Annotated in this window: 22 protein-coding genes and 1 pseudogene; 8 read left to right on the top strand and 15 right to left on the bottom strand. The window is 63.1% G+C overall.

Annotated features, from left to right (window positions below; genetic code table 11):
- From B0T39_RS14380 to kdpF, 7 genes and pseudogenes are all read right to left on the bottom strand, one after another.
- A pseudogene (locus B0T39_RS14380) lies at nt 1–349 on the bottom strand (transposase); the annotation flags it as partial.
- A 200-nt stretch (nt 350–549) separates the two neighbouring features.
- Entirely contained in the window at nt 550–1,245 is a 696-nt protein-coding gene (gene kdpE, locus B0T39_RS14375) for a two-component system response regulator KdpE (RefSeq protein WP_081547756.1), read from the bottom strand.
- A 19-nt stretch (nt 1,246–1,264) separates the two neighbouring features.
- Nucleotides 1,265–3,973, bottom strand: coding sequence for a sensor histidine kinase (locus tag B0T39_RS14370; RefSeq protein WP_081547754.1), 2,709 nt, complete (start codon nt 3,971–3,973; stop codon nt 1,265–1,267).
- Between the two features lie 178 nt (nt 3,974–4,151).
- The gene (kdpC, locus tag B0T39_RS14365) at nt 4,152–4,727 is read right to left on the bottom strand and encodes a potassium-transporting ATPase subunit KdpC (RefSeq protein ID WP_081547752.1); all 576 of its coding nucleotides are present in this window, start codon (nt 4,725–4,727) and stop codon (nt 4,152–4,154) included.
- A 20-nt stretch (nt 4,728–4,747) separates the two neighbouring features.
- Nucleotides 4,748–6,859 (bottom strand): potassium-transporting ATPase subunit KdpB, encoded by a 2,112-nt coding sequence (gene kdpB, locus B0T39_RS14360; protein ID WP_081547760.1) that lies wholly within the window; start codon nt 6,857–6,859, stop codon nt 4,748–4,750.
- A gap of 22 nt (nt 6,860–6,881) precedes the next feature.
- A complete protein-coding gene (gene kdpA, locus B0T39_RS14355) occupies nt 6,882–8,705 on the bottom strand; it encodes a potassium-transporting ATPase subunit KdpA (RefSeq protein WP_081547750.1) in 1,824 nt (607 codons plus the stop codon).
- A gap of 2 nt (nt 8,706–8,707) precedes the next feature.
- Nucleotides 8,708–8,797, bottom strand: a complete 90-nt coding sequence (gene kdpF / locus B0T39_RS26505) for a K(+)-transporting ATPase subunit F (protein ID WP_019103745.1) — start codon at nt 8,795–8,797, stop codon at nt 8,708–8,710.
- A 90-nt stretch (nt 8,798–8,887) separates the two neighbouring features.
- On the opposite strand from kdpF, the gene B0T39_RS25110 reads away from it, so the two are divergent.
- Nucleotides 8,888–9,121 (top strand): hypothetical protein, encoded by a 234-nt coding sequence (locus tag B0T39_RS25110; protein WP_141111232.1) that lies wholly within the window; start codon nt 8,888–8,890, stop codon nt 9,119–9,121.
- A 632-nt stretch (nt 9,122–9,753) separates the two neighbouring features.
- The gene (locus B0T39_RS14345; protein ID WP_081547748.1) at nt 9,754–10,524 is read left to right on the top strand and encodes a sulfite exporter TauE/SafE family protein; all 771 of its coding nucleotides are present in this window, start codon (nt 9,754–9,756) and stop codon (nt 10,522–10,524) included.
- 417 nt (nt 10,525–10,941) lie between these two features.
- Here the strand turns inward: B0T39_RS14345 and alaS are convergent, their stop codons facing one another.
- From alaS to recA, 4 genes are all read right to left on the bottom strand, one after another.
- The gene (alaS, locus tag B0T39_RS14340; RefSeq protein ID WP_081547746.1) at nt 10,942–13,575 is read right to left on the bottom strand and encodes an alanine--tRNA ligase; all 2,634 of its coding nucleotides are present in this window, start codon (nt 13,573–13,575) and stop codon (nt 10,942–10,944) included.
- A gap of 76 nt (nt 13,576–13,651) precedes the next feature.
- Nucleotides 13,652–14,110 (bottom strand): SRPBCC domain-containing protein, encoded by a 459-nt coding sequence (locus tag B0T39_RS14335; RefSeq protein WP_081547744.1) that lies wholly within the window; start codon nt 14,108–14,110, stop codon nt 13,652–13,654.
- A gap of 2 nt (nt 14,111–14,112) precedes the next feature.
- The gene (gene recX / locus B0T39_RS14330) at nt 14,113–14,568 is read right to left on the bottom strand and encodes a recombination regulator RecX (protein WP_081547742.1); all 456 of its coding nucleotides are present in this window, start codon (nt 14,566–14,568) and stop codon (nt 14,113–14,115) included.
- Nucleotides 14,569–14,576: 8 nt separating this feature from the next.
- Entirely contained in the window at nt 14,577–15,629 is a 1,053-nt protein-coding gene (recA, locus tag B0T39_RS14325; RefSeq protein WP_043591738.1) for a recombinase RecA, read from the bottom strand.
- A gap of 306 nt (nt 15,630–15,935) precedes the next feature.
- Between recA and hrcA the strand changes: the two genes are divergently transcribed.
- The 6 genes from hrcA (at nt 15,936) to recR (ending at nt 21,657) form a co-directional block, all read left to right on the top strand.
- Nucleotides 15,936–16,958, top strand: a complete 1,023-nt coding sequence (hrcA, locus tag B0T39_RS14320; protein ID WP_081547740.1) for a heat-inducible transcriptional repressor HrcA — start codon at nt 15,936–15,938, stop codon at nt 16,956–16,958.
- A 230-nt stretch (nt 16,959–17,188) separates the two neighbouring features.
- Complete coding sequence (mltB, locus tag B0T39_RS14315; RefSeq protein ID WP_081547738.1) at nt 17,189–18,199, top strand: lytic murein transglycosylase B; 1,011 nt, start codon at nt 17,189–17,191, stop codon at nt 18,197–18,199.
- 73 nt (nt 18,200–18,272) lie between these two features.
- The gene (dnaX, locus tag B0T39_RS14310; RefSeq protein WP_081547736.1) at nt 18,273–20,177 is read left to right on the top strand and encodes a DNA polymerase III subunit gamma/tau; all 1,905 of its coding nucleotides are present in this window, start codon (nt 18,273–18,275) and stop codon (nt 20,175–20,177) included.
- A 7-nt stretch (nt 20,178–20,184) separates the two neighbouring features.
- Complete coding sequence (locus B0T39_RS14305) at nt 20,185–20,523, top strand: YbaB/EbfC family nucleoid-associated protein (RefSeq protein ID WP_081547734.1); 339 nt, start codon at nt 20,185–20,187, stop codon at nt 20,521–20,523.
- Between the two features lie 70 nt (nt 20,524–20,593).
- A complete protein-coding gene (locus B0T39_RS14300; protein ID WP_081547732.1) occupies nt 20,594–21,049 on the top strand; it encodes a hypothetical protein in 456 nt (151 codons plus the stop codon).
- Nucleotides 21,050–21,054: 5 nt separating this feature from the next.
- Nucleotides 21,055–21,657: a recombination mediator RecR gene (recR, locus tag B0T39_RS14295; RefSeq protein WP_081547730.1), complete on the top strand. Its 603-nt coding sequence runs from the start codon at nt 21,055–21,057 to the stop codon at nt 21,655–21,657.
- Between the two features lie 251 nt (nt 21,658–21,908).
- On the opposite strand, the gene hcnC is transcribed toward recR, so the two are convergent.
- The 4 genes from hcnC to B0T39_RS14275 all read right to left on the bottom strand — a co-directional run bounded on the left by hcnC (nt 21,909) and on the right by B0T39_RS14275 (nt 26,090).
- Nucleotides 21,909–23,180 (bottom strand): cyanide-forming glycine dehydrogenase subunit HcnC, encoded by a 1,272-nt coding sequence (gene hcnC / locus B0T39_RS14290; RefSeq protein WP_081547728.1) that lies wholly within the window; start codon nt 23,178–23,180, stop codon nt 21,909–21,911.
- Between the two features lie 2 nt (nt 23,181–23,182).
- Nucleotides 23,183–24,580, bottom strand: a complete 1,398-nt coding sequence (locus B0T39_RS14285; protein ID WP_081547726.1) for an NAD(P)/FAD-dependent oxidoreductase — start codon at nt 24,578–24,580, stop codon at nt 23,183–23,185.
- Nucleotides 24,577–24,855: a (2Fe-2S)-binding protein gene (locus tag B0T39_RS14280; RefSeq protein ID WP_269473801.1), complete on the bottom strand. Its 279-nt coding sequence runs from the start codon at nt 24,853–24,855 to the stop codon at nt 24,577–24,579. Before B0T39_RS14280 ends, B0T39_RS14285 begins: the two co-directional genes overlap by 4 nt.
- Before the next feature lie 539 nt (nt 24,856–25,394).
- Nucleotides 25,395–26,090, bottom strand: coding sequence for a GntR family transcriptional regulator (locus tag B0T39_RS14275; RefSeq protein WP_081547724.1), 696 nt, complete (start codon nt 26,088–26,090; stop codon nt 25,395–25,397).
- Between the last annotated feature and the right edge of the window lie 360 nt (nt 26,091–26,450).

Genomic DNA, 26,450 nt, shown 5'->3' with positions numbered 1-26,450 from the left:
CTTCACGCTTTGTGCGTCCACGATCAAAAAGCTGGTCGAGGATTTGCGCCCCAGTCTGATACGGGCCTCTCCAACCAGATTTTTTGAGGGCCCGCTCCAAGATGCTGACACCATCCTGGCCGGGCTCACTCCAGCGACTAAAGTAGGCATGTACCGTTCGCCACTTGGGAAACTCACTGGGTAACATTCGCCATTGGCAGCCGCTCTTGAGCAAATAGAGCACAGCACACCAGACCTCGAACAGGTCCACTGTCCTTGGCTTGGTTTTCTTGCGCAGGCTTTCCAATAGCGGTCTGATCTGTTCGAACTGTTCACGACTTACGTCGCTTGGATAATGGCTTCTTCGCATTCGGCAATTATCTCAGGACGAAAAGATCGTGAACAGGCTCTAAGAACCTGTTTACGATCTGCTGCGCGTAGTGAGACGTCACACGGTGAGTCCCGCTTCGAAATGCTCATGTTCCACGCGTACATTCCGCTTTCTCAGCCGCAACGCCTTGTCTCGCTCTGGCTCGCGAGACTTTGAACAGGCTCTAAGCGGCGGCCCGCTCAACCCTCCACCAGCCGATAGCCGACCCCGGTCTCGGTGAGGATGTGGCGCGGCATCGCCGGATTGTCTTCCAGCTTCTGCCGCAGATGGCCCATATAGACGCGCAGATACTGGTTGTGCTCGGAGAACGACGGCCCCCACACCGCCAGCAGCAGCTCGCGATGGGTGATCACCTTGCCGGCGCTGCGTATCAAGGTGGACAGCAGCCGATATTCTATCGGCGTCAGATGTACCGCCGCTTCCGCCTTGGCCACCTGGCGGTTGACCAGATCCACCTTGATGTCGCCGAACTGGAACACCTGCTGCGCCGCGGCGCTGCCGTGGATGCGGCGGCGCAGCAGCACGCGGACGCGCGCCAGGCATTCGGCCACGCCGAAGGGCTTGGTCAGGTAGTCGTCGGCGCCGGCGTCCAGCGCGGCAACTTTTTCGGTTTCCTGAGTACGCGCGGACAAGACCAGGATGGGCAGGTCGGTCCATTCGCGTAGCTGCTTGATGGTGTCCTGGCCGTTCATATCCGGCAGGCCCAGGTCCAGTATCACCAGATCCGGCTTGCGGGTGGCCACTTCGATCAGGCCCTGCTTGCCGGTTTCCGCCTCGTGGACGGTCAGGCCTTCCTCTTCCAGCGCCGCGCTCAGAAAGCGGCGGATCGGTTTTTCGTCTTCGATGACGACGATGCTGATCGGTGTGTCTTGCATGATAAGGTTTCGCTCAGGTTTAGGCTCGCGGTTCGGGGAGTTCTTCCGGCAGCGCCGGCGCTTGTCCGGCCGGCAGGCTGAAGCGGAATTCCGCGCCGTGCGGCGAGCGGTTGCGCGCGCTGATGCGGCCGCCGTGGATTTCCACGATGGAGCGGCAGATCGCCAGACCCAGCCCCACGCCGGGGGTGCTGGACTCCGCCGCGCCGCGCGAGAATTTATCGAAGGCGCGTTGTTCCATATTGGGCGGCAGGCCGGGGCCGTCGTCGCTGACCGACACCACCACCTCCGCGCCCTCGCGCCGCGCCGACAGTGTGATATGGCTGCCGGGCGGTGTGTATTTGCCGGCATTTTCCAGCAGGTTGACCAGCACTCGCTCCAGCAGCACCGCGTCGTATTCCAGCACCGGGAGGTCCGGCGCCAGCTCCAGCGTCAGCTCCCGGCCGCGCAGGCCGCGTTCGGCGGCGCGCAGCGCGCTGCCCACCACCTCGTCCAGCATCTGCCATTCCTTGTTCAGCTTCACGCCGGATTGCAGGCGTGCCATGTCCAGCAGATTGGTCACCAGCTTGTTCATGCGCAGCGCCTCGTCCTGGATGGCGGCGGCGATCTCGGCCCGCTGGCTGTCGTCCACATTGGGCGAGCACAGCCGCTCGGACAGGCCGGCCATGGTGGTCAGCGGCGTGCGCAGATCGTGAGACACCACCGACAGCACGCTGTTGCGCAGCCGCTCGGATTCCATCGCCACAATGGCATCCTGCGCCACCTCCACGTAATGCACGCGTTCCAGCGCCAGCGCGATCTGGGCGGCGCAGGTTTCCAGCAGTCGCTGTTGCTCCGGCAAGAAGACCTGATCGGTGACGTCCGGCAGCAGCGCGATCACGCCGCGGTTGCGCATCGGCGCGCGCAACGGCACGTAAAGCGCGGCGTTGGCGGGTAGGGTGTTGGTGCCCAGGCCGGCCGGCTGCTGATGGTCGTAAACCCATTGCGCGACGCCGATATCGGCATCGCCGCGGCCCTCGCCGGCCGGGCGTAGCTCGTCGCCGCTATTGGGCAGGAACAGGCTGACCTTGGCGGCGAACAGCGGTTCCAGCCGGCTGACGGCGGTGTCGACGATCTGCGCGGCGGTCAGCGCGCCGGCCAGTTCGCGGCCCAGGTCGTACAGCGCGCGGGTGCGGCGTTCGCGGTAAGTGGAAATATTGGCTTCGAAGCGCAGCCGGGCGGTGAGCTGGCTGATGATGGAGGCCACCACCAGCATCACCACGAAGGTCATCAGATACTGGGTGTCCGATACCGCGAACGACATATGCGGCGGCACGAAAAAGAAATCGAAGGAGGCCACCGACAGCAGGGAGGCCAACATGCCGGGACCGCGGCCATAGCGCACCGACACTAGCACCACCACCAGCAGGTAGATCATGATGTCGTTGGCCAGCGCCACGTGCGGGATCAGCAGGCCGGCCAGCGCGGTGGTCAGCAGGCAGGCGACGAAGGCGGCGAGGTAGCCGAAGCGCGAGCGCGGGCTGTCCTGGTCTTCGAACAGCAGGCTGCCGCCGGTTTTGGCGTCGGCGGCGGCGGAGGCGGAGGCGTCTTCCTGCTCGTAGGCCACCACGTAGAGATCGACGTCGCTGGAACGGCGGCTCAGTTCGCCGGCCAGCGGGCGGCGCCACAGCCGCGACCAGCCGCCGCGCGCGGATTTGCCCAGCACCAGCTTGGACACATTGCGGCTGCGGGCATAGGCCAGCAGGGTGGGCGCCAATTCGCTGCCGCCCAGCACCGTGGTCTCCGCGCCCAGTTCCTGCGCCAGCTTCAGACCTTTGAGCACGCGGGCGCGCTGCTCCTCGGACAGTTTGCGTTGCTGAGGCGTTTCCACATAGACGGCGATCCAGTCCGCGTCCAGGCTGGCAGCCAGGCGCTTGGCGCTGCGGATCAGCTTGTCGATGCCGGCGCTGGCGCCGACGCAGACCAGCAGCCGCTCGCGCGCATGCCACACCGGATTGATGGCTTGATCGGCGCGGTAGGCGCGCATCTGAGCGTCCACGCGGTCGGCGGTGCGGCGCAGCGCCAGTTCGCGCAGCGCCAGCAGATTGCCCTTGCGGAAGAAGTTTTTCACCGCGCGTTCGGCCTGTTGTGGCAGGTAGACCTTGCCGGCGGCCAGGCGGCCCAGCAATTCATCCGGCGGCAGGTCCACCAGCGCCACTTCGTCGGCGCGGTCGAACACATGGTCGGGCAGGGTTTCGCGCACCACGATGCCGGTGATCTGGCCGACCACGTCGTTCAGGCTTTCCAGGTGCTGGACATTCAGGGTGGTGTAGACGTCGATGCCGGCGGCCAGCAGCTCCTCCACGTCCTGCCAGCGCTTGGGGTGGCGCGAGCCGGGCGCGTTGGAGTGGGCGAATTCGTCCATCAGGATCAGCTGCGGCCGGCGTTCCAGCGCCGCGTCCAGATCGAATTCAGCCAGTTCGTGGCCTTTATAAGCGATCTGTCTTGGCGGCAGGACTTCCAGATCGGCCAGTTGTTCCTGGGTTTCCTTGCGGCCGTGGGTTTCCACCACGCCCACCAGCACCGTCGCGCCGTCCTGGCGCTTGGCGCGGGCCGCCGCCAGCATGGCGTAGGTCTTGCCGACGCCGGCGCAGGCGCCGAAGAAAATCTTCAGCCGGCCGCGCTGGGCGTCCAGTTCTTCGCGTTTGAGCTCATCGAGCAGAGCGTCCGGATCGGGACGGGAGTCGGTCATAGGCGAGCTTTGTTTAAACCTGTTTATGATCTGCTGCGCGTCGGCGATACGGCGCTGAGAACGGTTTGTCTCGCCTTAGCCCGCGAGATCGTAAACAGGCTCTTAGGGTCTGTACGGCTTCATTCATCAGCGCCGGGGGCGGCGCGAGTCCTGCTCCGCCCCCGGCGCCGAAGGTTGATCAGGCTTTGGCGGCCTGGTCCAGCGCCAGGTTCAATTCCAGCACATTGACGCGCGGCTCGCCAAGCAGGCCGAAGGTTTCGCCGGTCACCCGGCTTTCCACCAGCTTGCGCAGCGCGGCCGGCTCCATCTTGCGGGCGGCGGCGACGCGTTCCAACTGGTAGAAAGCCGCGGCGGCGGAAATCTCCGGATCCAGGCCGCTGGCCGAGGCGGTGACCAGGTCCACCGGCACCGGGCCGCTTTGTGCCGGGTGGGCGGCGCGGAGGCGAGCCACATTGGCTTTCACCGCGTCCAGCTGCGCCGGGTTGGTGGGGCCCAGGTTAGAGCCGCCGGACCCGCCGGCATTGTACGGCATTGGGCCGGTGGCGGATGGGCGGCCCCAGAAATATTGCGGGCCGGTGAAGTTCTGGCCTATCAGCCGCGAGCCGACGACCTTGCCGTCGCGTTCGATCAGGCTGCCATTGGCCTGGAACGGAAACAGCGCCTGGGCGGCTCCGGTGGTGAGCAGCGGGTAGGCAAGGCCGGTGATCAGACTCAGGCCGCCGAACACCACCAGCAGGGGACGTAACAGTTTCATTTGGGTTTTCCTTTCGGTGCTCATACCAGGCCCAGCGCGCCCAGCAGCATGTCGATCAGCTTGATGCCGGCGAAGGGCACCAGCAGGCCGCCCAGGCCGTAGACCAGCAGATTGCCGCGCAGCAGCTCCGCCGCGCTCTTGGCTTGGTATTTGACGCCCTTTAGCGCCAGCGGGATCAGGAACACGATGATGACGGCGTTGAAGATCACCGCCGACATGATGGCCGAGGCCGGGCTGTTCAGGCCCATCACGTTCAGCGCGTTCAATTGCGGATAGGTGCTGGCGAAGGCGGCCGGAATGATGGCAAAGTATTTGGCCACGTCGTTGGCGATGGAGAAGGTGGTCAGCGAACCGCGCGTCATCAGCATCTGCTTGCCGATTTCCACAATCTCGATCAGCTTGGTGGGGTTGGAGTCCAAGTCCACCATATTGCCGGCTTCCTTGGCCGCCTGGGTGCCGGTGTTCATCGCCACAGCCACGTCGGCCTGAGCCAGCGCCGGCGCGTCGTTGGTGCCGTCGCCGGTCATCGCCACCAGCTTGCCCTCGGCCTGATGGCTGCGGATCAGCTTGAGCTTGGCTTCCGGCGTGGCTTCGGCCAGGTAGTCGTCCACGCCGGCCTCGGCGGCGATGGCGGCGGCGGTCAGCGGGTTGTCGCCGGTGATCATCACCGTCTTGATGCCCATCTGGCGTAGCTCGGCGAAACGCTCCTTGATGCCGCCCTTGACGATGTCTTTCAGCTCGATCACGCCCAAGGCGCGATTGCCTTCCGCCACCAAGAGCGGGGTGGAGCCGCGGCGAGCCACTTCATCGGCGCTCTTGGCCAGCGCGTCCGGGAACTGGCCGCCCTGATCGGCGATATGGCGGCGAATGGCGTCGATGGCACCCTTGCGGATCTGGCGGCCGTCGTAGTCTATGCCGCTCATCCGGGTTTGCGCGGTGAAGGGGATGAATACGGCTTCATGGCTGGCCAGTTCGCGCTGGCGCAGATTGAACTGCTTCTTGGCCAGCACCACGATGCTGCGGCCTTCCGGGGTTTCGTCGGCCAGCGAGGCCAGTTGCGCGGCGTCCGCCAGCGCCTGCTCGCTGACGCCGGGTGCCGGGATGAAGGTGGAGGCCTGGCGGTTGCCCAGAGTGATGGTGCCGGTCTTGTCCAAGAGCAGCACGTCCACGTCGCCGGCGGCTTCCACCGCGCGGCCGGAGGTGGCGATCACATTGGCGCCCATCATCCGGCTCATGCCGGCCACGCCGATGGCGGACAAGAGGCCGCCGATGGTGGTGGGGATCAGGCAGACCAGCAAGGCCACCAGAGTGGTGATGCTGATCGGCGAGCCGGCCTTGGCCGCTTCCACGCTGAACAGCGAGAAGGGCAGCAGGGTAACGGTGACGATCAGGAACACGATGGTCAGCGCCACCAGCAGGATGGTCAGCGCGATCTCGTTCGGGGTTTTCTGGCGCTTGGCGCCTTCCACCATCGCGATCATGCGGTCGAGGAAGGTTTCGCCCGGGTTGACGGAAATGCGCACCACGATCCAGTCGGACAGCACGCGGGTGCCGCCGGTGACCGAGGAGAAATCTCCGCCGGCCTCGCGGATCACGGGAGCGGATTCGCCGGTGATCGCGGACTCGTCCACCGAGGCCACGCCTTCGATCACCTCGCCGTCCACCGGGATCACGTCGCCGGCTTCCACCAACACATAGTCGCCCTTGCGCAGGCTGCTGCCGTCTATCACGGTCTTGCCGGCGTCGTGGCTGGGGCCGGACAGCTTTTTGGCCACCACGTTTTTCTTGGCGGAGCGCAGGCTGGCCGCCTGGGCCTTGCTGCGGCCCTCGGCCAGCGCTTCGGCGAAGTTGGCGAACAGCACGGTGAACCACAGCCACAGCGCCACCGCCAGGATGAAGCCGGACGGCGCCTCGCCCTGGCCGGCCAGCGACTGAATCCACAGCGCGCTGGTCAAGATGCTGCCGATGTAGACGACGAACATCACCGGATTGCGCCACTGGGTGCGCGGCGACAGTTTCTTGAAAGAGTCGACGATGGCCGGTTTCACCAGGCTGGGGTCCAGCATGGACTTGGCCGCGCTCCGGTGGCCCGCTTGAGCGGGCTGGATATTGGAATGGTTGATATTGTTCATTTTCTGCATCCTCCCGTCAGGCTCAGCGACCGTTGATCATCTGCAACTGCTCGACGACCGGGCCCAGCGCCAGCGCGGGAACATAGTTGAGCGCGCCCACCAGCAACACGGTGCCTATCAGCAGCACCACGAACAGCGGGCCGTGAGTGGGCAGGGTGCCGCCGGTGACGGCCAGACGCTTCTTGGCGGCCAGCGATCCGGCAATGGCCAGGATGGGCACGATCATGAAAAAGCGGCCAAAGAACATGGCCACGCCGGTAGCGATGTTGTAGAAAGGCGTGTTGGCGGACAGGCCGGCGAAGGCGCTGCCATTGTTGTTGGCGGCCGATGTGAAGGCGTACAACACTTCGCTGAAGCCGTGCGCGCCCGGGTTGAGGATGCCGGCTTTGCCGGAGGCGGCCAACACCGCGACGGCGGTCAGCGTCAGCACCAGCACCGGGGTCACCAGAATGGTGATCGCCGTCATCTTCATCTCGTAGGTTTCTATCTTCTTGCCCAGGTATTCCGGTGTGCGGCCCACCATCAGGCCGGCGATGAACACCGCCAGGATGGCGAAGATCAGCATGCCGTACAGGCCGGAGCCGACGCCGCCGAACACCACCTCGCCCAATTGCATCAGGAAGGTGGGCACCAGGCCGCCTATCGGGGTCAAGGAATCATGCATGGCGTTGACCGCGCCGCAGGAGGCGGAGGTGGTCACCGCGATGAACAGCGAGGTGTCGATGACGCCGAAGCGGGTTTCCTTGCCCTCCATATTGCCGCCGGCCTGCAAACGGCTGGCCTGTTGATCCACGCCCAAGGCGGTCAACTGCGGCACGCCGGCCTGTTCCGCGCCGGTGGTCGTTGCCACTGCACAGGCGAACATCAGCGCCATCGCGGCGATGATGGCCCAGCCCTGGCGCTGGTCGCCCACCATGCGGCCGAACATGAAGCACAGCGCCGCCGGGATCAGGAAGATGGCCAGGCATTGCAGGAAGTTGCTCAGCGGGGTGGGATTCTCGAACGGATGCGCGGAGTTGGCATTGAAGAAACCGCCGCCATTGGTGCCCAGCAGCTTGATCGCTTCCTGCGAGGCCACCGGCCCCATAGGCAACGTCTGTTTCTGCGTGCTGGCGTCCACCATCACCGGCTTGCCGTCGGCGCCATTGACCGTATTGCCCTGGGCATCGGTCTTGGCCTGCTGGTAATGGGTGGTTTCCACCGTCTGCACGTCTTTATAGGCGACCAGGTTCTGGATCATGCCCTGCTGGCTGAATACCAGCGCGAACGCGAAGGACAGCGGCAGCAGCACATAGAGGGTGAAGCGGGTGATGTCCACCCAGAAGTTGCCTATCTTGGCCGAGCTGTGGCGGGCGAAGCCGCGCACCAGCGCCAGCACCACCGCGGCGCCAGTGGCGGCGGACAGGAAGTTCTGTACCGTTAGGCCCAGCATCTGTACCAGGTAGCCCATGGTGGACTCGCCGCCATAGCCTTGCCAGTTGGTGTTGGTGACGAAGGAAATCGCGGTGTTGAACGCGGAGTCCGGCGCCACCGCGCCCATGGCCTGCGGGTTGAACGGTAGCCAGCCCTGCAAGCGCTGTAGCAGGTACAGGGCCAGCACGCCCAGCACATTGAACAAGAGCAGCGCCACGGCGTAGCCGCGCCAGCCCATGTCTTCGTCCTGCTTGACGCCGGCCAGCCGGTAAAAGCCGCGCTCCAGGGGAGCGAACAGGCGCAGGGGGCCGATATTGTCGCCCTGCATCACGCGGGCGATATAGGCGCCCAGCGGCCAGGCCAGCGCCAGCAGCACCAGCAGGAACAAGCCCAGCTGCAAGGGTGCGGCCGAGCCGATGAAATTGGCGAACATGATTAAAAATTCTCCGGCTTAAGCAATGCGTAGATTAGATAGCCAAGCAGGCCCAGCGCAATCAGCGCGCTAAGCAGATACCAGACGCTCATTCCTTTTCTCCCAGTTGTTGGCAGCCGACGACGAAGCCGTAGCTCAGCGCGCCAAACAGCAGGACGAGTCCCAGATAGACGACATCCATCATGAAAATCTCCATTCGAATCAGTAATGAGAAGGTACGCAAGCGCACGTCAAAAACCCGACAAAACCCTATGGTAGCCGATAAAAATCGTATAAAAATGTTTGAAAAACTGGCCTTTATTTCATTTTTAAGCGTGTTTTGGCGGAAAAACGGATTTTTTTTATGCGCGGGAATGGGCGGCGTCGCCAATGGTGAGCAAACGACGCGCGGCCGGCGGCCTGCCGGCGGGAGCTAGGAAAAGAGGCGAAATAGTGGGACGGCGGCGCAGGCGGAATTCGGCGCCGCGATTTGCTGGCAGGTAGGGCTGCGGCCTGGCGTCAGGCTGGGTCGCTAGCCGTCATTAGGCGGAAATCCGCCGGGTGGGTGTTCAGAACAGGTCGTCGCAGCGGTCTGCCAGGAACCGGGCATCGTCCCGATCATGTGCGCGTTGACGCACTTTCTGCTGGCGAGATCTCTCAGCATCACTCAACTGAGGCTTGGCGACCGCATAGAGAAAACTCTCGTGCTGGTCTCTAGCCTGCTTTCTGCGAACACTCAGAGGAATACGGGAAGTCATCATCCTTGCACCTCTCGGTCACGTACTTGTGTGAGGTCAGGGCAAACCCTGACCCTTTGACATTGACGCTATTTTGAAGATTTGTAAAGCCCTGCTTGGTTACGGTTAGAAGCAAATGTTGTGTTTGCTCGCCGTCTCTGCCTTTTTACGCTACCGGCGCGATGTTACCGCAGCATGATCCCGCGGATGGTTGAAACAAGTCTTTGAGGCAAATAACTTTTCGAATAATGTTGTTTCAAAACGGTATAAATCGTTATATGAAACTGGCGTAGCATCCCGCTATCGAATGGCTTGGCCAAGGAGCGGGTTTTATGGAGTGGGGGTATGCGATCGCAGGGTTGGCGGTGGGTTTCATTGTCGGTTTGACCGGAGTGGGCGGCGGTTCTTTGATGACGCCTATCTTGCTGTGGTTCGGCATTTCTCCTGCCACCGCGGTGGGTACCGATCTGTTGTACGCGGCCTTGACCAAGATGGGCGGGGTGACGGTACATCATCGGCAGGACCATGTTGATTGGCGTATCGCCGGCTGGCTGACGGCCGGCAGCGTGCCGGCGGCCTTGCTGGTGCTGGCCGGCCTGTCTTATCTGCACTTGCCGGAGAAGATGCTGGACACTCTGTTCAAGCTGGTGCTGGGCGTGGCGTTGTTGCTGACCGCCGTCGCCATCCTGAGCAAGCCCTTGTTGCTCCGCTGGCTGGGTGGCTCCGGCGCGGCGAGCCCGTCGTTCGAGCCGCGGGTCGGGCTGACCGTGGTCACTGGCGTGGTGCTGGGCGTGCTGGTGACGCTCAGTTCCATCGGTGCCGGCGCCCTGGGCACGCTGGCCTTGTTTTTGTTGTATCCGGCCTTGCCGACATCGCGGCTGGTGGGCACCGAAATCGCCCACGCGGTGCCGTTGACCCTGGTGGCGGGCTTAGGGCACGCCGGGCTCGGGAATGTGGATTTTTCGCTGCTGCTTAATCTGCTGGCGGGCTCTCTGCCCGGCATCTGGCTGGGCAGCAAGCTGACGCGGCAGCTGTCGGAGGGCTGGCTGCGGCCGGCGCTGGCGGTGATGCTGGCGCTGATCGGAGCCAAACTGGTGTTTTGAGCGCCGGTTTACGCTTTGGGGAAAGGATGGGAAAAGGGCGGCCTGGCCGCCTTTTTTCATGCCCGCGCGCAAAAAAACGCCCTGATCGGAGAGGCGAGCAGGGCTGAAATGCAAACAACAAAAGGAGAAGCCAAAATTAAGCCTCTCAATATTAGTATTTCGTAATCCTACTTCCCTTGACCTGAAGCAAGAAAGCGCCGGCCAGCCGCCGCCGACGGCGCGGAAGACAAAAAAAGACCGCGCAGCGCGCGGTCTATTGACGAGAGTTGGGAGGCTTAGAACCTGTTTCCGATCTGCTGCGCGTTGGCGATACGGCGTTGAAAACGTTTTCGAAATGCTCATGTACCACGCGTACATTCCGCTTTCTCAGCCGCAACGCCTTGTCTTGCCTTAGCTCGCGAGATCGCAAACACGTTCTTACAGCTTAGCTGCCACCCAGGCCTGCACGCCGGCCAAGGCCGCCGCCAGGTTTTCCGGCTGAGTGCCGCCGGCTTGGGCCATGTCCGGACGGCCGCCGCCCTTGCCTCCCACTTGCAGGGCGACGAAGTTGACCAGCTCGCCGGCCTTGAGTTTGGCGGTCAGGTCGGCGGTGACGCCGGCCACCAGGGCCACTTTGCCGTCGCCCTTGGCTGCCAGTACGATGGCGGCGGAGCCCAGCTTGTCTTTCAGCTTGTCCAGGGTTTCGCGCAGCGCGTTGTTGTCCGCGCCGGGCAGTTCCACCGCCAGCACCTTGACGCCGTTGACGTCGGCGGCGCCGTCGGCCAGGCTGTCGCCGGCGGAAGCGGCCAGCTGGCCCTTGAGCTTGGCCAGCTCTTTTTCCAGGGTCTTGACGTTGTCTTGCAGGCTGCCGATCTTGACGGCCACCTCGTCCAGCGTTTGCGCTTTCAGCGCGCCGGCGGCTTCTTTCAGCAAGGCGTCCTGAGCCTGGATGTGGGCGATGGCGCCTTCGCCGGTGACGGCTTCAACGCGGCGCACGCCGGCGGCGACGCCGCTTTCTGCCACAATCTTGAACAGGCCGATGTCGCCGGTGCGTTGCACGTGGGTGCCGCCACACAGTTCGGCGGAGAAGTCGCCCATGGTCAGCACGCGCACTTCATCGCCGTATTTTTCGCCAAACAGCATCATCGCGCCGGATTTTTGCGCGGCTTCCATGCTCATCACTTCGGCCTTGACCGGCAAGTTGTGGCTGATCACGCGGTTGACCACGCGCTCCAGCTCGGCGATCTGTTCGGCGCTGACTGGTTCGCCGTGGGCGAAGTCGAAGCGGGTGCGCTCCGGATTCACCAGCGAGCCCTTCTGCGCGACATGGTCGCCCAGCACGTGGCGCAGCGCCGCGTGCAAGAGGTGGGTGGCGGAATGGTTGCGGGCGCTGGCGGCGCGCGCGTGCAGGTCGATGGTGGCGGTCACGCTGTCGCCGACGGCGAGGCGGCCGCGGGCCAGCTTGCCCTTGTGGCCGAATACCGCGGCCTGGATCTTCTGGGTGTCGTTGACGTCGAACAGCGCGCCGATGCCGCCTTGCAGCGAAATCTCGCCCACGTCGCCAACCTGGCCGCCGCCTTCGGCGTAGAAGGGGGTGTCGTCCAGCACCACGATGCCTTCTTCGCCGGCTTCCAGCGCGGCGACGGCCTCGGTGCCCTTGAACAGCGCCAATACCTTGGCGTCGGTGCTGGCGGAATCATAGCCGTGGAAGCAGGTGTCGGCGCCGCTGTAGCTGACCTTGCCGGTCATCTTGAAGCTGGAGCCGGCGCGGCCGCGCTCGCGCTGCGCTTCCATCGCGCGCTCGAAGCCTTCCAGGTCGGCGTGGATGTCGCGTTCGCGGCAGATGTCGGCGGTCAGGTCCACCGGGAAGCCGAAGGTGTCGTACAGCTTGAAGATGGTGTCGCCGTCAAGCTCGGTCTTGCCGCCTTCCAGGGCGGAGTCGACCAGACCCATACCGATTTCCAGCGTTTCGGCGAACTTGATTTCCTCTGCGCGCAGCGCGTCTTCGATATGCGCCTGCTTTTCGCGCAGTTCCGGATAGGCGTCGCCCATCTCGGCCACCAGATCGGCGACGATCTTGTGGAAGAACAGGCCTTTCTGGCCCAGCTTGTAGCCGTGGCGGATGGCGCGGCGGGCGATGCGGCGCAGCACGTAGCCGCGGCCTTCGTTGGACGGCAGGATGCCGTCGGCGACCATGAAGCAACAGGCGCGGATGTGGTCGGCGATTACTTTCAGCGACGGCACCTCCTGGCTGTAGGCCACGCCGGTTTCGCGCGCGGCGGCGCGCACCAGGCAGGCCAGCGCGTCGGTTTCATAGTTGGACTTGACGTGTTGCAGCACGGTGGACAGGCGTTCCAGGCCCATGCCGGTGTCGACCGACGGCTTGGGCAGCGGATGCAGGGTGCCGGACTCGTCGCGGTTGAACTGCATGAACACGTTGTTCCAGATTTCCATGAAGCGGTCGCCGTCTTCGTCCGGGCTGCCCGGAGGGCCGCCGGCCACGCTTGGGCCGTGGTCGTAGAAGATCTCGGTGCAGGGGCCGCAGGGGCCGGTGTCGCCCATGGTCCAGAAGTTGTCGGAGGCGTACGGCGCGCCCTTGTTGTCGCCGATACGGATGATCTTGTCAGCAGGCAGGCCCACGCTCTTGTGCCAGATGTCGTAGGCTTCGTCGTCGGAGGCGTAGACGGTGACCAGCAGCTTGTCCTTGGGCAGGTTCAGCCACTGTTCGCCGGTGAGGAATTCCCAGGCGAAGGTGATCGCGTCTTGTTTGAAGTAGTCGCCGAAGCTGAAGTTGCCCAGCATTTCGAAGAAGGTATGGTGGCGCGCGGTGTAGCCGACGTTTTCCAGGTCGTTATGCTTGCCGCCCGCGCGCAGGCATTTCTGGCTGGTGGTGGCGCGGCTGTAATCGCGCTTTTCAAAGCCCAGGAACACGTCCTTGAACTGCACCATGCCGGCGACGGTGAACATCAGCGTGGGATCGTTGCCGGGGATCAGGCTGCTGGAAGGCACCACCTGATGATGTTTGCCGGCAAAGAAATCCAGGAATTTCTGGCGAATTTCAGAGGTTTTCATGTTTGATTTCGTAAGATTGCGAATTCTGGGCCGCTTTGGGGGCTTAAACCCAGAGCGGCGCGGACAGCTGATTGTGTCAAGCCGCGCCCGCGCTGGCAAGGGTTTCGGCGCGGCGCTTGAGCGCCTGGTTCATCAACTCGAAACCCTTGCGGGCATCGGCCAGCAACGCCTGGCCGAACAAGGGGAGGAGCAGACCGCTGAACGTTTCGCCGTGATGCAGGCGGGTGCCGCCGTTTTCCAGCGCTTCCAGGCGAAAACTGTGGCGGCCGTCCAGTAGGCCGGGCAGTAGCGCGCGCCCCAGCCAGACCAGCTCCTCCGCCGTTTGCAAGACTTCCAGCCGCGGGCGGAAGGTCAGCCGCGGCCGGCCGGGCGGGTGGACGCTGACCACCAGGCGAGACCCTATCTGCTGGCGGCCGTGCAGGCCGACGATGAAGGGGTTCCACTCCGGGTAGGCGGCCCAGTCGCACAGCACGCGCCAGACCGCGGACGGCGCGGCGGCTATGTCGATATGGGTGGCGATGCTGCGCGTTTGCATGCTCAGTCCTCGTCGGCGGGAAAGTCGTCGTCGGCGGCGCCGCTAAGCACCTTGCCAATCACCGACATCGGGAAGCCGCGTCCGGCCAGAAAGCGGATCTGGCGCGCGCGTTCCTGCGGCGTGGCCGGTAGTTGGCCGAACTTCTTGCGCCACTGCGCTTGGGCGGCGGCAAGGTCGTCGCGGCCCTGCAGCGTATCGCGGATCAGTTCAGCGTCCACGCCGCGCTGGCGCATTTCCTGCTGCAGGCGGCGGCTGCCGTAGCGTTGTCCCTTGCTGTCGGCGAACTGTTGGGCGAAACGCTGATCGGACTGCCAGCTGTGTTCGGCCAGCTCGTCCAGCAAGGCCGTCAATTGTTCCGGGCTTTCCGCAAACGGAGCGAGCCGCCGCTCCAGTTCCCGCCGCGTGTATTCGCGGCGGGACAGGAGATCGACGGCTCGCGCCCTCAGGCTTTTTTCCATTCAGGGAATCAGGCGTCGAGCGCGTCGTCGGCGAACTCTTCGTCCGGCTGGCCTTCGGTGATTTCCACTTTGATGCCCACCGCGTCGCGGATCTTGCGTTCCACTTCAGCGGCGATTTCCGGGTTGGACTTCAGCCATTCGCGGGTGTTGTCCTTGCCCTGGCCGATCTTCTGGCCGTTGTAGGCGTACCAGGCGCCGGATTTGTCGATGAAGCCGTGCTTGACGCCCAGTTCGATGATCTCGCCCTGGCGGGAGATGCCCTCGCCGTACAGGATTTCGAAATCGGCCTGGCGGAACGGCGGCGACACTTTGTTCTTCACCACTTTGACGCGGGTGTCGTTGCCGATCACTTCCTCGCCCTTCTTGATGCCGCCGGTGCGGCGGATGTCCAGGCGCACGGAGGCGTAGAACTTCAGCGCGTTGCCGCCGGTGGTGGTTTCCGGGTTGCCGAACATCACGCCGATCTTCATGCGGATCTGGTTGATGAAGATCACCAGGGTGTTGGTGCGCTTGATGTTGCCGGTCAGCTTGCGCAGCGCCTGGCTCATCAGTCGGGCTTGCAGGCCCACGTGGCTGTCGCCCATTTCGCCTTCGATTTCCGCCTTGGGCACCAAGGCGGCCACCGAGTCGATCACGATCAGATCGACGCCGCTGGAGCGCACCAGCATGTCGCAGATTTCCAGCGCTTGCTCGCCGGTGTCCGGCTGCGAGATCAGCAGGTCGTCAACCTTGACGCCCAGCTTTTGCGCATATTGCGGGTCCAGCGCGTTTTCTGCGTCGATGTAGGCGCAGGTGCCGCCCAATTTTTGCATCTCGGCTACCGCCTGCAGACACAAAGTGGTTTTACCGGACGACTCCGGGCCGTAGATTTCCACCACGCGGCCGCGCGGCAGGCCGCCGACGCCCAGCGCCAGGTCCAGGCTCAGCGAGCCGGTGGAGACCACCTGCAGGTTTTCGTTGATCTGGTTGTCGCTCATGCGCATGATCGAACCCTTGCCAAATTGCTTTTCAATTTGGGCAAGGGCCGCGGCCAACGCTTTGCTCTTGTCTTCGGATGCCATGCTGTCTCCAGTGTGGGGCGCTACACAAATGAATGCTCGGCCAGCGGCGGCCCGCGTCCATGGCGGCGGGAAAAACCCGATGCTGGACAGGGGTTTGCGCGGCGCGGGGGCGAATCCCGCCGCGCTTGCGCTTGCTGAGCCGATAGCCGAAAAGATGCCGTCGATTATCTCATAAAGCCTTGGCCAACGGCAGGGCCGCTTGCCGGCGCCACCGTCCTTCGGGACGGGGGCGTGGCGATATTGCTTGAAAAAGTTGTGATTGCGACCACTTTTACAAGTGTCCACCCTGTGTACAATGAAACCATCATGATGAACGAACGCGCGCAACACCTGCTCAAGGTCCTGATCGAACGCTATATCGTCGACGGCCAGCCGGTGGGGTCCAAAACCCTGTCCATGCTGCCCGGCGTCGAGCTGTCGTCCGCCTCCATCCGCAATGTGCTGGCGGAGCTGGAGACGATGGGGCTGATCGCGGCGCCGCACACCTCGGCGGGGCGGGTGCCCACCGCGCGCGGCTACCGCCTGTTCGTCGATCGCCTGCTCACCATCCGGCCTTTGGAAGAAGCGGCGCTGCACGAGCTGGAATTGAACCTGCAGCCGGACAGCCCGCAGCGCATCGCCCAGTCGGCGTCGTCTTTATTGTCAGAACTGACTCATTTCGCCGGCGTGATCGTCACGCCGCAGCGTTCCGATATCGCTTTCCGCCAGATTGAATTCCTGCGTCTGTCCGAGCGACGCGTGCTGATGATACTGGTGACGCTGGACGGCGACGTGCAGAATCACTTGCTGACCACTGAGCGCGACTACAAGCCGTCGGAACTGATAGAGGCCGGCAATTTCATCAATCAGCATTACGCCGGTCAGGGGCTGGACCGCATCGCTAGCCGGGTGGCGGAGGAGTTGCATCAGTTGCAGGGCGACATCGCCGAGCTGATGTCGGCGGCGATTCGTCTGGGGCAGAGCTCGATGGCGGCCAGCAGTGCGGCGGTGGTGGTGGCCGGCGGCAACCGGCTGCTGGAGGTGAACGACCTGTCTGATGATTTGTCGCGGCTGCGTCAGCTGTTCAATGTCTTCGAGCGCAAGACCGAGTTGCTGAAATTGCTGAACCAGGGGCGCGATGCGCAAGGGGTGAACATTTTCATCGGCGAGGAGTCAGGCGTAGTGACGCTGGACGAGTGCTCGGTGGTGACGGCGCCTTACCGGATCAACGGCCAGGTGGTCGGCGCGCTGGGCGTTGTCGGCCCCACCCGGATGGCTTACGAGCGCGTGATACCCATCGTCGACATCACCGCGCGTTTGGTGTCCAGCGCCTTGTCGTTCCGGATTTAGGACTTGTTTACGATCGGCTGTGCGTTGGCGGGATGGATTGAGAAGAGTGTTGAAACCAAAGAATGCTCACGTATCGTACGACCATTCCGCCTCTTTAGCCGCCTTGCTCGCAAGACATTTGAACAGGCTTAGCGCGTGGCCGCGAGCTTGCGAGACTTGAGGCTTTGTTTTCGCGCCGCGTTTTTTGAGGAGCGTGGCTAAGTCAAAAACGCTTATTCAGAAACCAGCCCATGAAATCTTTGCTTAAACTGGCCCCGTTGGCGGCCCTGTTCTCCTTCCAGCTGGCGCAGGCCGACGCGGCTTTCCTGGCGCGTCCGGACGTTCAGCGCTACATCGACGAGCAAGTGGCAGGCGGTCAGTTCAACCGTCCGGAGCTGGAGGCGGTGTTCGCCAATGTCGAACTCAAGCCCAATATCATCAAGATACTGGATAAGCCGTCCACCTCGCGGCCCTGGTATCAATTCCGCAATTCCTCGGTGGGGGAAAAGACCATCGCCGACGGCGTGGCGTTCTGGCGCGCCAACGCCGCCGCGCTGACGCGCGCCGAGCAGCAGTACGGCGTGGCGCCTGAGCTCATCGTCGCCATTCTGGGGGTGGAGTCCCATTACGGCCGCAACACCGGATCGTTCCGCCTGGTGGACGCCTTGTCCACCATCGGCTTCGATTACCCGCGCCGCGCGGAATTCTTCCGCAAGGAACTGACAGAGTTCCTGCTGCTGGCCAAGGAGGAGGGCAAGGATCCGCTGACGCTGAAGGGCTCTTACGCCGGCGCGATGGGCTGGCCGCAATTCATGCCGTCCAGCTTCCGAAAATGGGCGGTGGATTTCGACGGCAGCGGTCACCGCGACATCTGGAGCGATCCGGACGACGTGATCGGTAGCGTGGCCAATTACTTCCAGCGCCACGGCTGGCGCCACGGCGACGATGTCATCTTGCCGGCCAGCGTGCAGCCGGGGCCGCAGATTGATCAACTGATCGCCGACAAGTTCAATTTGCATTACACCGTGGGGGAGCTGAAGAAAATGGGCGTGACGCCGCAGTCGCCGGTGGCCGATGACGTGCCGGCGGTGCTGGTGCCGCTGGAAACGGCGCCGGGCGTGACCGAATACTGGCTGGGCCTCAACAACTTCTTCGTGATTACCCGCTACAACCGCAGCACACTGTACGCCAAGGCGGTGCAGGAAATCGCGGATCAGCTGCGCCAACGCTACCTGGCGGGCCAGGCCGCCGCGCAGCCGTGACGCCGCGCGCCGCCCGCCGCGGCGGCGCGAAACCTGTCGCCACGCGCGTCAATTGCCATTAAAATCCGCCCCCATGAGCTATCAAGTCCTTGCCCGTAAGTGGCGTCCCAAGCGCTTTGCCGATTTGGTCGGCCAGGAGCACGTGGTGCGCGCCTTGACCAACGCCCTCAAAGAACAGCGCCTGCATCACGCTTATCTGCTGACGGGGACGCGCGGGGTGGGCAAGACCACCATCGCCCGGATTCTGGCCAAGAGCCTGAACTGCGAAACCGGCACTACCGCCGAACCCTGCGGCGAATGTTCGGCCTGTCGCCAGATCGACACTGGCCGCTTCGTCGATCTGCTGGAGATCGACGCCGCGTCCAATACCGGCATCGACAATATCCGCGAAGTGCTGGAAAACGCCCAGTACGCGCCGACGTCCGGCCGCTTCAAGGTCTACATCATCGACGAAGTGCACATGCTGTCCAAGAGCGCCTTCAACGCGATGCTGAAGACGCTGGAGGAGCCGCCGGCCCACGTCAAATTCATCCTGGCCACCACCGACCCGCAGAAAGTGCCGGTCACGGTGTTGAGCCGCTGTCTGCAGTTCTCCTTGCGCAATATGACGCCGCAGCAAGTGGCCGGCCATCTGGCCCATATGCTGGACGTGGAGGGCATCGCCTACGAGGCGCCGGCGCTGGCTTTGCTGGGCCGCGCGGCCTCCGGCTCCATGCGCGACGCGCAGTCGCTGCTGGACCAGGCCATCGCCTACGGTCTGGGTGAGGTGAAGGAAGACGGCGTGCGCGCGATGCTGGGCGCGGTGGACCGTCGTTACCTGTTCGCCTTGCTGCAGGCGCTGGCGGCCGGCGACGGCCCGCAGCTGATGGCCGAAGCCGACGGCCTGGCCGAGCGCGGCGTCAGCTTCGAAGGCGCGTTGAGCGAACTGGCGGTTTTGTTGCAGCAGTTGGCGCTGATGCAGACCGTGCCGCAGGCGATCGCTCAGGACGAGCCGGAGCGCGACGCCTTGCAGGCGCTGGCGGACGCCATCGCGCCGCAGGACGTGCAGCTGTATTACCAGATAGCTATCCATGGCCGCAAAGACTTGGCGCTGGCGCCGGATGAGCATGCCGGCTTCAGTATGACCCTGCTGCGCATGCTGGCCTTCCACCCGGCAAATGCCGGTGCCGAAGCCGCGCCGTCGCGACCTGCCGCCGTCGCGCCAACGCGTCCGCAACCGCCGCAAGCGCAGCCGGCCCCGGCCGCGCCCGGGGGCATTTCGCCGGCCGCGCGGGCCTTGCAGGCCGCCGGCCTGAGTTCGTCGGCGCCGCGGCAATCCGCGTCGCAACCGGTGCAGGAAAGCGCCCCGGCGGCGGAACCTGACCCCGAGCCTGCCGCGCCGGAAGTCAGGCCGGCCCCGGTGGCCGCGCAGCAAACCGCTCCGGCCCGCCCGGCCGCGCCGCCGGTCCCGCCGGAAGACGCGGACGACGAGGGAAGCGATAGCGACGGCGACGTCAGCCCTGACGATGTACCCTGGGATCAGGGCGTCGCGGCGGATGAGGAGATGCCGTCCTATTTGCAGCAAGAGCCGGAGGAAGCCGTCGATTATCAGTTCGACGGCGACTGGCAGGCCTTGGTGACCGAATTGGGCGTCAAGCTGGGCGCGGCGCGCATGCTGGCCCATAATGCGGTATTGAAGGACTGGGGCCAGGATCGCCTGGCGCTGGCGGTGCCGGAGAGTTTCCGCCACATGACCAGCCGCGATTATCAGGACAAGCTCAAGCTGGCGCTGAGCGAACGCTTCGGCCGGCCGGTGGAACTGGCGGTGACGGTAGAGGAACTGGGCCTGGAAACGCCGGCGATGAAAGACGCCCGCCATAGGCAGGAGCAGTTGAACATCGCGCGCGAGAATATGAAAAACGATCCGGTGGTGCAGCAAATGGTGCGCGAATTCGACGCGACGCTGCTCATCGAAACCATTCAACCCGTGAAGGAGTGAAACGATTATGTTTGGCAAAGGTGGCATCGCCGGCCTGATGAAGCAGGCCCAGCAAATGCAGGACAATATGAAAAAGGCGCAGGAAGAACTGGCCACGGTGGAAGTGGAAGGCCAGTCCGGCGCCGGCATGGTCAAGGTGGTGATGACCTGCTCGCACGACGTTAAGCGCGTGAGCCTGGACGACAGCCTGCTGGACGACGCCAAGGAAGACAAGGAAATGCTGGAAGACCTGATCGCCGCCGCGTTCAACGACGCGGTGCGCAAGGTGGAAGCCACCACCCAGGAAAAGATGTCCGGTTTTTCCGCCGGCCTGAATCTGCCGGCCGGCATGAAGCTGCCGTTCTGATCGCGCCGATTTCGGCATCCGGATGGCTCGGCGCGCGCCGGGCCATTTTTGTGTTGACCCCGGGGTAGCCATGCGCCGATTCGCCCATTTCACCGTGCGCAGCCGGCTGAGCGTGGATGCCGACAGGGTGTGGGCGCACGCGATCAGCGCCGCCGGCGTCAACGACGAATTGTGGCCCTGGCTCGGCATGCGCTTGCCGGGCAAGAAGATGCCCGCCGGACTGAAGCCGCCGGCGCGCATCGGGCCTTGCTGGATTCTGCTGTTCGGCTTGTTGCCGGTGGAGTGCGACGACTTGGAGTTGACGCGCTTGGAGCCGGGGGCTTTCGACGAGCGTTCGACCATGCTGACTCAGCGGCGCTGGTTGCACCGGAGGCGGGTGCGCGCATTGTCCGGCGGCTGCGAAGTGGTGGACCGCATCGGCTTCGCGCCGCGTGTGCCCTGGCTTTTGACATTGCATTACGGCATCTTCCGTCTGGTCTTTGCCTGGCGGCATGCGCGTTTGCGCCGCCGTTTTTACCGATTGTGAAAGCGATGAAGAACCCTCCCGCTCTAGACCATTTGATCTCCGCTCTGAAAGTGTTGCCGGGCGTCGGTCCCAAGACCGCGCAGCGCATGGCCTTCCATCTGCTGCAACGCGACAAGAAGGGCGCGGACAAGCTGGCGCGCGCGCTGGACCGCGCCTTGACCCAGCTGACCCACTGCGAGCGTTGCAATACCTTCAGCGAAACCCCTCTGTGTCCGATCTGCGCCGACGAGGAGCGCCGGCAGGATTTGCTGTGTGTGGTGGAGATGCCGGCGGATCTGCTGACGCTGGAGCAGGCCAAATGCTTCGACGGCTTGTATTTCGTGCTGATGGGCCGCATCTCGCCGCTGGACAATGTCGGCCCGCGAGACATCAATCTGGACAAGCTGCTGGTGAGGGCGGCGGACAGCGGAGTGCAGGAGGTGATCATCGCCACCAATTTCACCGCCGAGGGCGAGGTCACCGCGCATATGATCGCCGAACTGCTGAAGGAGCGTGGTTTGAAGGTGACGCGCATCGCGCGCGGCATGCCGGTGGGCGGCGAGCTGGAATACGTCGATCTGGGCACCTTGGCGCAGGCAGTATATGAGCGTCGCGGCGTCGGTCAGTAAGAAGCTGCTTACAATCTGCTACGCGTCGGCGATACGGCATTGAAAACACCTTCGAAATGCTCATGTACCGTGTGTACACTCCGCTTTCTCCGCGGTTTTCGTCATGTTTCGCTCCTGCGGGCGAGACTTTGAGCGGCTTTGAAGGGCTAGCCCGGAGGGGCAAAAAAAGCAGGCCGGACTAGCCGGCCTGTAACAGAGGAACATCTGAATCAGTGGGAAGGCCTGCACGCATGCGTGCAGGCCTTCGCGTTTTAGGAGAGCGCCAGTTCGACGGCTTCCTGCACCGTCGGCTTGGCGGTCGGGGCGTTGAAACGGTCAGCCAGGAAGGGGGTCACGTCCAGCGGCGGCGTCTCGCCGCGCACCAACGCGTTCAGCATCACGCCGGTGATGGCCGAAGTCAGAATGCCGGTGCGGAAATGGCCGCAGGCGTTCAGGTAGCCGTCAACGCCCTGCATCGGGCCCAGGATGGGCAGCTCGTCCGGCGAACCGGGACGCAGACCGGCCCAGCAGCGCTTGATGTTGATGTTTTGCATTTCAGGCAGGCAGCGGATGGCGCCTTTGACCAGGCCGGCGATTTCCGGATAGGTGTTGGTGACGTCGAAGCCCTTGTCCTCGGTGGTGCTGCCGATCAGGATCTCGCCGTTGTCTTTCTGCGCGATATAGCAATCGCTGGTAGTGATGCAGCCGCGCAGCAGCTTGGGCATTTTTTCCGACAGCACGATCTGACCCTTGACCGGTTTGACCGGAATGTCGATGCCGGTCGCCCATTGGCTCAGCTCGGCGGCCCAGGAGCCGGCCGCGTTGATTAGGGTGTGGCAGTGGAATTCGCCGGCTTCCAGCGTCCGAACGCCGGTGACGCGCGAGCCTTGCTTGAGCACGCCGGTGACATTGGTGTTGAAGAACACGTCGACGCCGTTCTGACGCGCCGCCTCGGTGTAGGCGTCGGTCAAGCGGAAGGGGCTGACCTGATGGTCGCACAGGAATTCCAGCGCGCCGGTGGCTTCGTGGCTGATGTAGGGCTCGTTTTCACGCAACTGAGCCTGGTCCACCCAGCGCACTTGGTCGGACAGGTGGGGAATCTGCGCGGCGATGTGTTCGGCGTAGAGTTGGTCTTCCTCGTCGTAGATCACGAACTTCAGACCGGTCTCCTCGAACTTGAAATCCATGCCGTGGTTTTCGATCAACTCCTGATGCAGGGCCGGATACAGCGCGTTGGAGGCCAGAGCGAAATTGAAGAAAGATTCGGGCAGGATGTGCGGTGTGCTGGCGTCCACGGCGATGGCGGCGCCGGCCGCCTCGCGCTTGTTTTTGGCCGAGGTCATGCGGAAGAAGATCACGCCGCAGCCCAGGCCCACCGATTCGCCGATTGCCCACAGGCCGCCAGCGGAGGCGCGCGAAGCGTTGCCGGGGCGCTTGGCGTCGATCAGCGCGATTTTCAGGTCTTTGCGTTTGGACAGCTGGTAGGCGCAAGAGGCGCCGATCACGCCGCCGCCGGCAATCACGATGTCGTATTGTCTGCTCATGGTCAGGCCTCTTCGGTTTCGGTTTGGAAGGCGGAGAACGGCAAGGGGTCCAGCGGGAAGCGCGGTCGGATCCAGCCCACGTCCGCCTTGCCGGTGTGTTCGCGCAGGCGGTCGCTGCAATAGCCGACGCACATCTTGCCCTGGCAATCGCCCATGCTGACGCGGGTGCGCATCTTCAGGCTGATCAAGTCCTGCACGCCTTGTTCCAGCGCGGAGTCGATATCCTTGCGCAGGGCGTTCTCGCAGCGGCAGATCACCGTGTCTTCCCGCGGCAGCGTCAGCTGCCCGCTGCCGCGCTGAGTAAAGCTGTCGATGCCCACGCGGAAGCGCAGCACCGCTTTCAACTCCGTCAGATAGCGCTGGCGGTTTTTCTCGGCCAGTTCGGCGCTGATCGCGCCGCGTTGCTTGAGCATGGACTGGGCGGCGATGCGGCCGCTCAGCATGGCGGCTTCGCCGCCGCGTAGGCCGCCGATGTCGCCGGCCAGGTGGATGTGGGCTTCGCTGCTTTGCTGCCAGCCGTTGATTTCCGGCTTGAGGAAGCCGTCGGCGTCGTAAGCGTGGCGCAGGCCCATTTGCTGGGTCAGCTGGGTGCGCGGAATGAAGCCGTAGCCCACCGCCAGGGTTTCCGTGGCCAGGCTGACCGCGCGGTTCAGGTCCGGCGTCCAGTTGTCGTCGTAAGGCGCGACGGTTATTTCCTGCACCTCTTGCTGGCCGCTTGCTTCCACGATGCCCCAGCCGTAGTGCAGCGGCACGCCATGGCGCTTCAGGTAGGCCAGCATGCTCAGACCGTCCAGAAACAGCTGCGGCTTGTTCAGCATGGCCAGGGTTTCCTTGGCGATGCGGCCGAAGGAACTGGCTTCGTAGACACCCTGAACGTCGGCGCCGGCGCGGTGCAGTTGACAGGCCACCAGCGGCAGCAGGGGGCCGGTGCCGACGATGGTGGTGCGGCCCAGCGGCTTGACCACGCCGCTCTTGATCTGCAATTGCAAGCCGCCCAGCATGATCACGCCGGGCAGGGTCCAGCCGGGGAAGGGCACGCTGCGTTCGTGGCAGCCGGCGGACAGCAGCAATTGTTCAAAGTCGATCTTTTCGACTTTTTCCTGTTCATTCAGCGCGTACAGCCACTGGCCGGCTTCGCCGCCGACGACGCGGGTGTTCAGCTTGACTTCCACCGCATGGCTGACCTTGGCGAACTCCGCGTGCAGAGCCTGCATGGCATCGCGATAGCGTTCGCCCAGGTAATCCAGAGTCACGCCCTGGCGCAAGGGGCCGCGATAAACCACGCCGCCCAGGCGCGAGGCCTCGTCCAAAAGGGTGCAGGGCTGGCCATGGTTGACCAACTCGATGGCGGCGGCCATGCCGGCGGGGCCTCCACCGATGATGATGGGGCGCGTGCTCATTGCAGGCCCTCCAGTTCGATGCGATTGGCCGCGGTCTCTACGGTCATGCCGGCTTGCACCACCGTCTGGCAGGCGCGGCGCTTGTAGCGGCCGTCGATGCGCACCAGGCAGCAGTGGCATACCCCCATGCCGCAGTAGGAACCCATGGTTTGCTGGCTGTCGTTGCGGCTGACGCGGCGCAAGCCAACGGCGTTGAGCACGCTGAGCACGGTCTCGCCCTGCGCGGCGACGACGGTGTTGCCATTGATGTTGATGGCGATTTGATCTTCATTCAATTTCTGAATGTCATATTTTCTGTCTAGATTTGGCATCGAAATAGCTCGTTCTGGTTCTGCTGACACGAAAGAGGTGCCGGAGAGAGGACAGTCTTTTCCGGCTGCGAGCGATTTTGTCTCGTCTGATTTTGGTCAGACAATCAGACTGGGCAGTGGATGTCGTAGTCTAATTATGATGAATCGCTTTTTAATTGTCGCAAGCATTGTTATCGCATTGTATGGGTACAGGCAATGTACAGATTGCTGTGATCAGATGTGTACAGATTGGCGGGTGCGGCAGGGGCTTGGTGGGCGATGTCTTGCTATTTATTTTTGAAAATCAATGACTTGATTGTATTTTGCACGTGACTAGACCGTTGGAATAATGTATTTTTCTGTTATTTTAATGCGTATAGCATTTTCAAAACTGTGCATTATTTGATTATGATCAAATGGCTACAGGTTTGATGTCATCATCATTATTTTAGCTATTGGATATAGTGTGTCTAAAGACTTTTCTGTTTGAAACCAAGCGCTTGTCGCGTTTGGCTGGGCGAGGTTCAGGCCGGTTTGCGCGCGCCGCGTCCGGTTTCGCTCTGGTGCTCCTGATGCCAGGCCTCCAGAGCCTCTTCCGCGTTCAGAATGTGTTGCCGCAAGAAGGCGGCGGCGCTGATTGCGTCCTTGCGGCGGCACAGTTCGAGCATTTCGCTGTGTTCGCGGTGGGCGCGGTCGCTGAAATTGGTCAGCAGAATCTGCATTCGCGTGTAGCGATCAGTGCGATTGTGAAGCTGCTCTATCAGCGCCAGGGTTTGCGGCCGGTTGGCCGCCTGATACAGCGCCAGGTGGAAGCGTGAATTCAGAATGCCCCAGGCGCCGACATCCCGTTGGCGCAGCGCCTCTTCGAATTGCGTCAGCAGCGCGCCGGCCGCGTCCAGGTCCGCCTGGGTTTGCCGCGGCACGGCCTCTAGCAACATATCGCATTCCAGCAGCACTCTCACCCGCAGCAATTCCATCACTTCCGGCAGCGACAGTTGGGCGATCACCGCGCCGCGCCGCTCGGTGATGGCCACCAATCCCTCTGCCTCCAGTTGGCGCAGCGCCTCGCGCAAGGGAACCCGGCTGACGCCCAATTCCTTGGACAGCGCTTCCTGGCGCAGTTGAGTGCCGGCAGGCCATTCTCCCAGCAAGATGCGCTGTCGCAGCGTGTCGGTCGTGGTGGCGGTGAGGGTTTGGCGCGGGGCGGTGGTTCGAGGCATGGTGGTGTCGACGGTTGGGATTCTCAAATTATCACAGGCGCGGGGTGGGCCGGCAATGGTCAAGGCAACGGTGGCTTGACTGCGGCCGGCTTTGATCTTTGTAGGTGCTGTTTACGGATCAGGCTTTAATTTTGTATTCAATTATCGATGGGTTTTTCGTTGTTTTCACAAGTTGATTTGGCGCTAAATATGTTGCAATGCAAGGTGATCAAAAAACAACAAACAATAACTATTTGATTTTATTGTGTAAAAAATTAATTTTGATGTAAATCAATGCTTTCTCATCGCTGTCGCCTTTCCATTTCATGTTGGCAAAATTGTATTCAAAAAATGATGGAGTTAGAGTGGCCCCATCACAAG

It is taken from the genome of Chromobacterium haemolyticum (assembly GCF_002081825.1).
Classification (GTDB): Bacteria; Pseudomonadota; Gammaproteobacteria; order Burkholderiales; family Chromobacteriaceae; genus Chromobacterium; species Chromobacterium fluminis.
The sequence above is the reverse complement of the archived record's forward strand: the minus strand, read 5'-3'. Positions and strand labels throughout refer to the sequence as shown.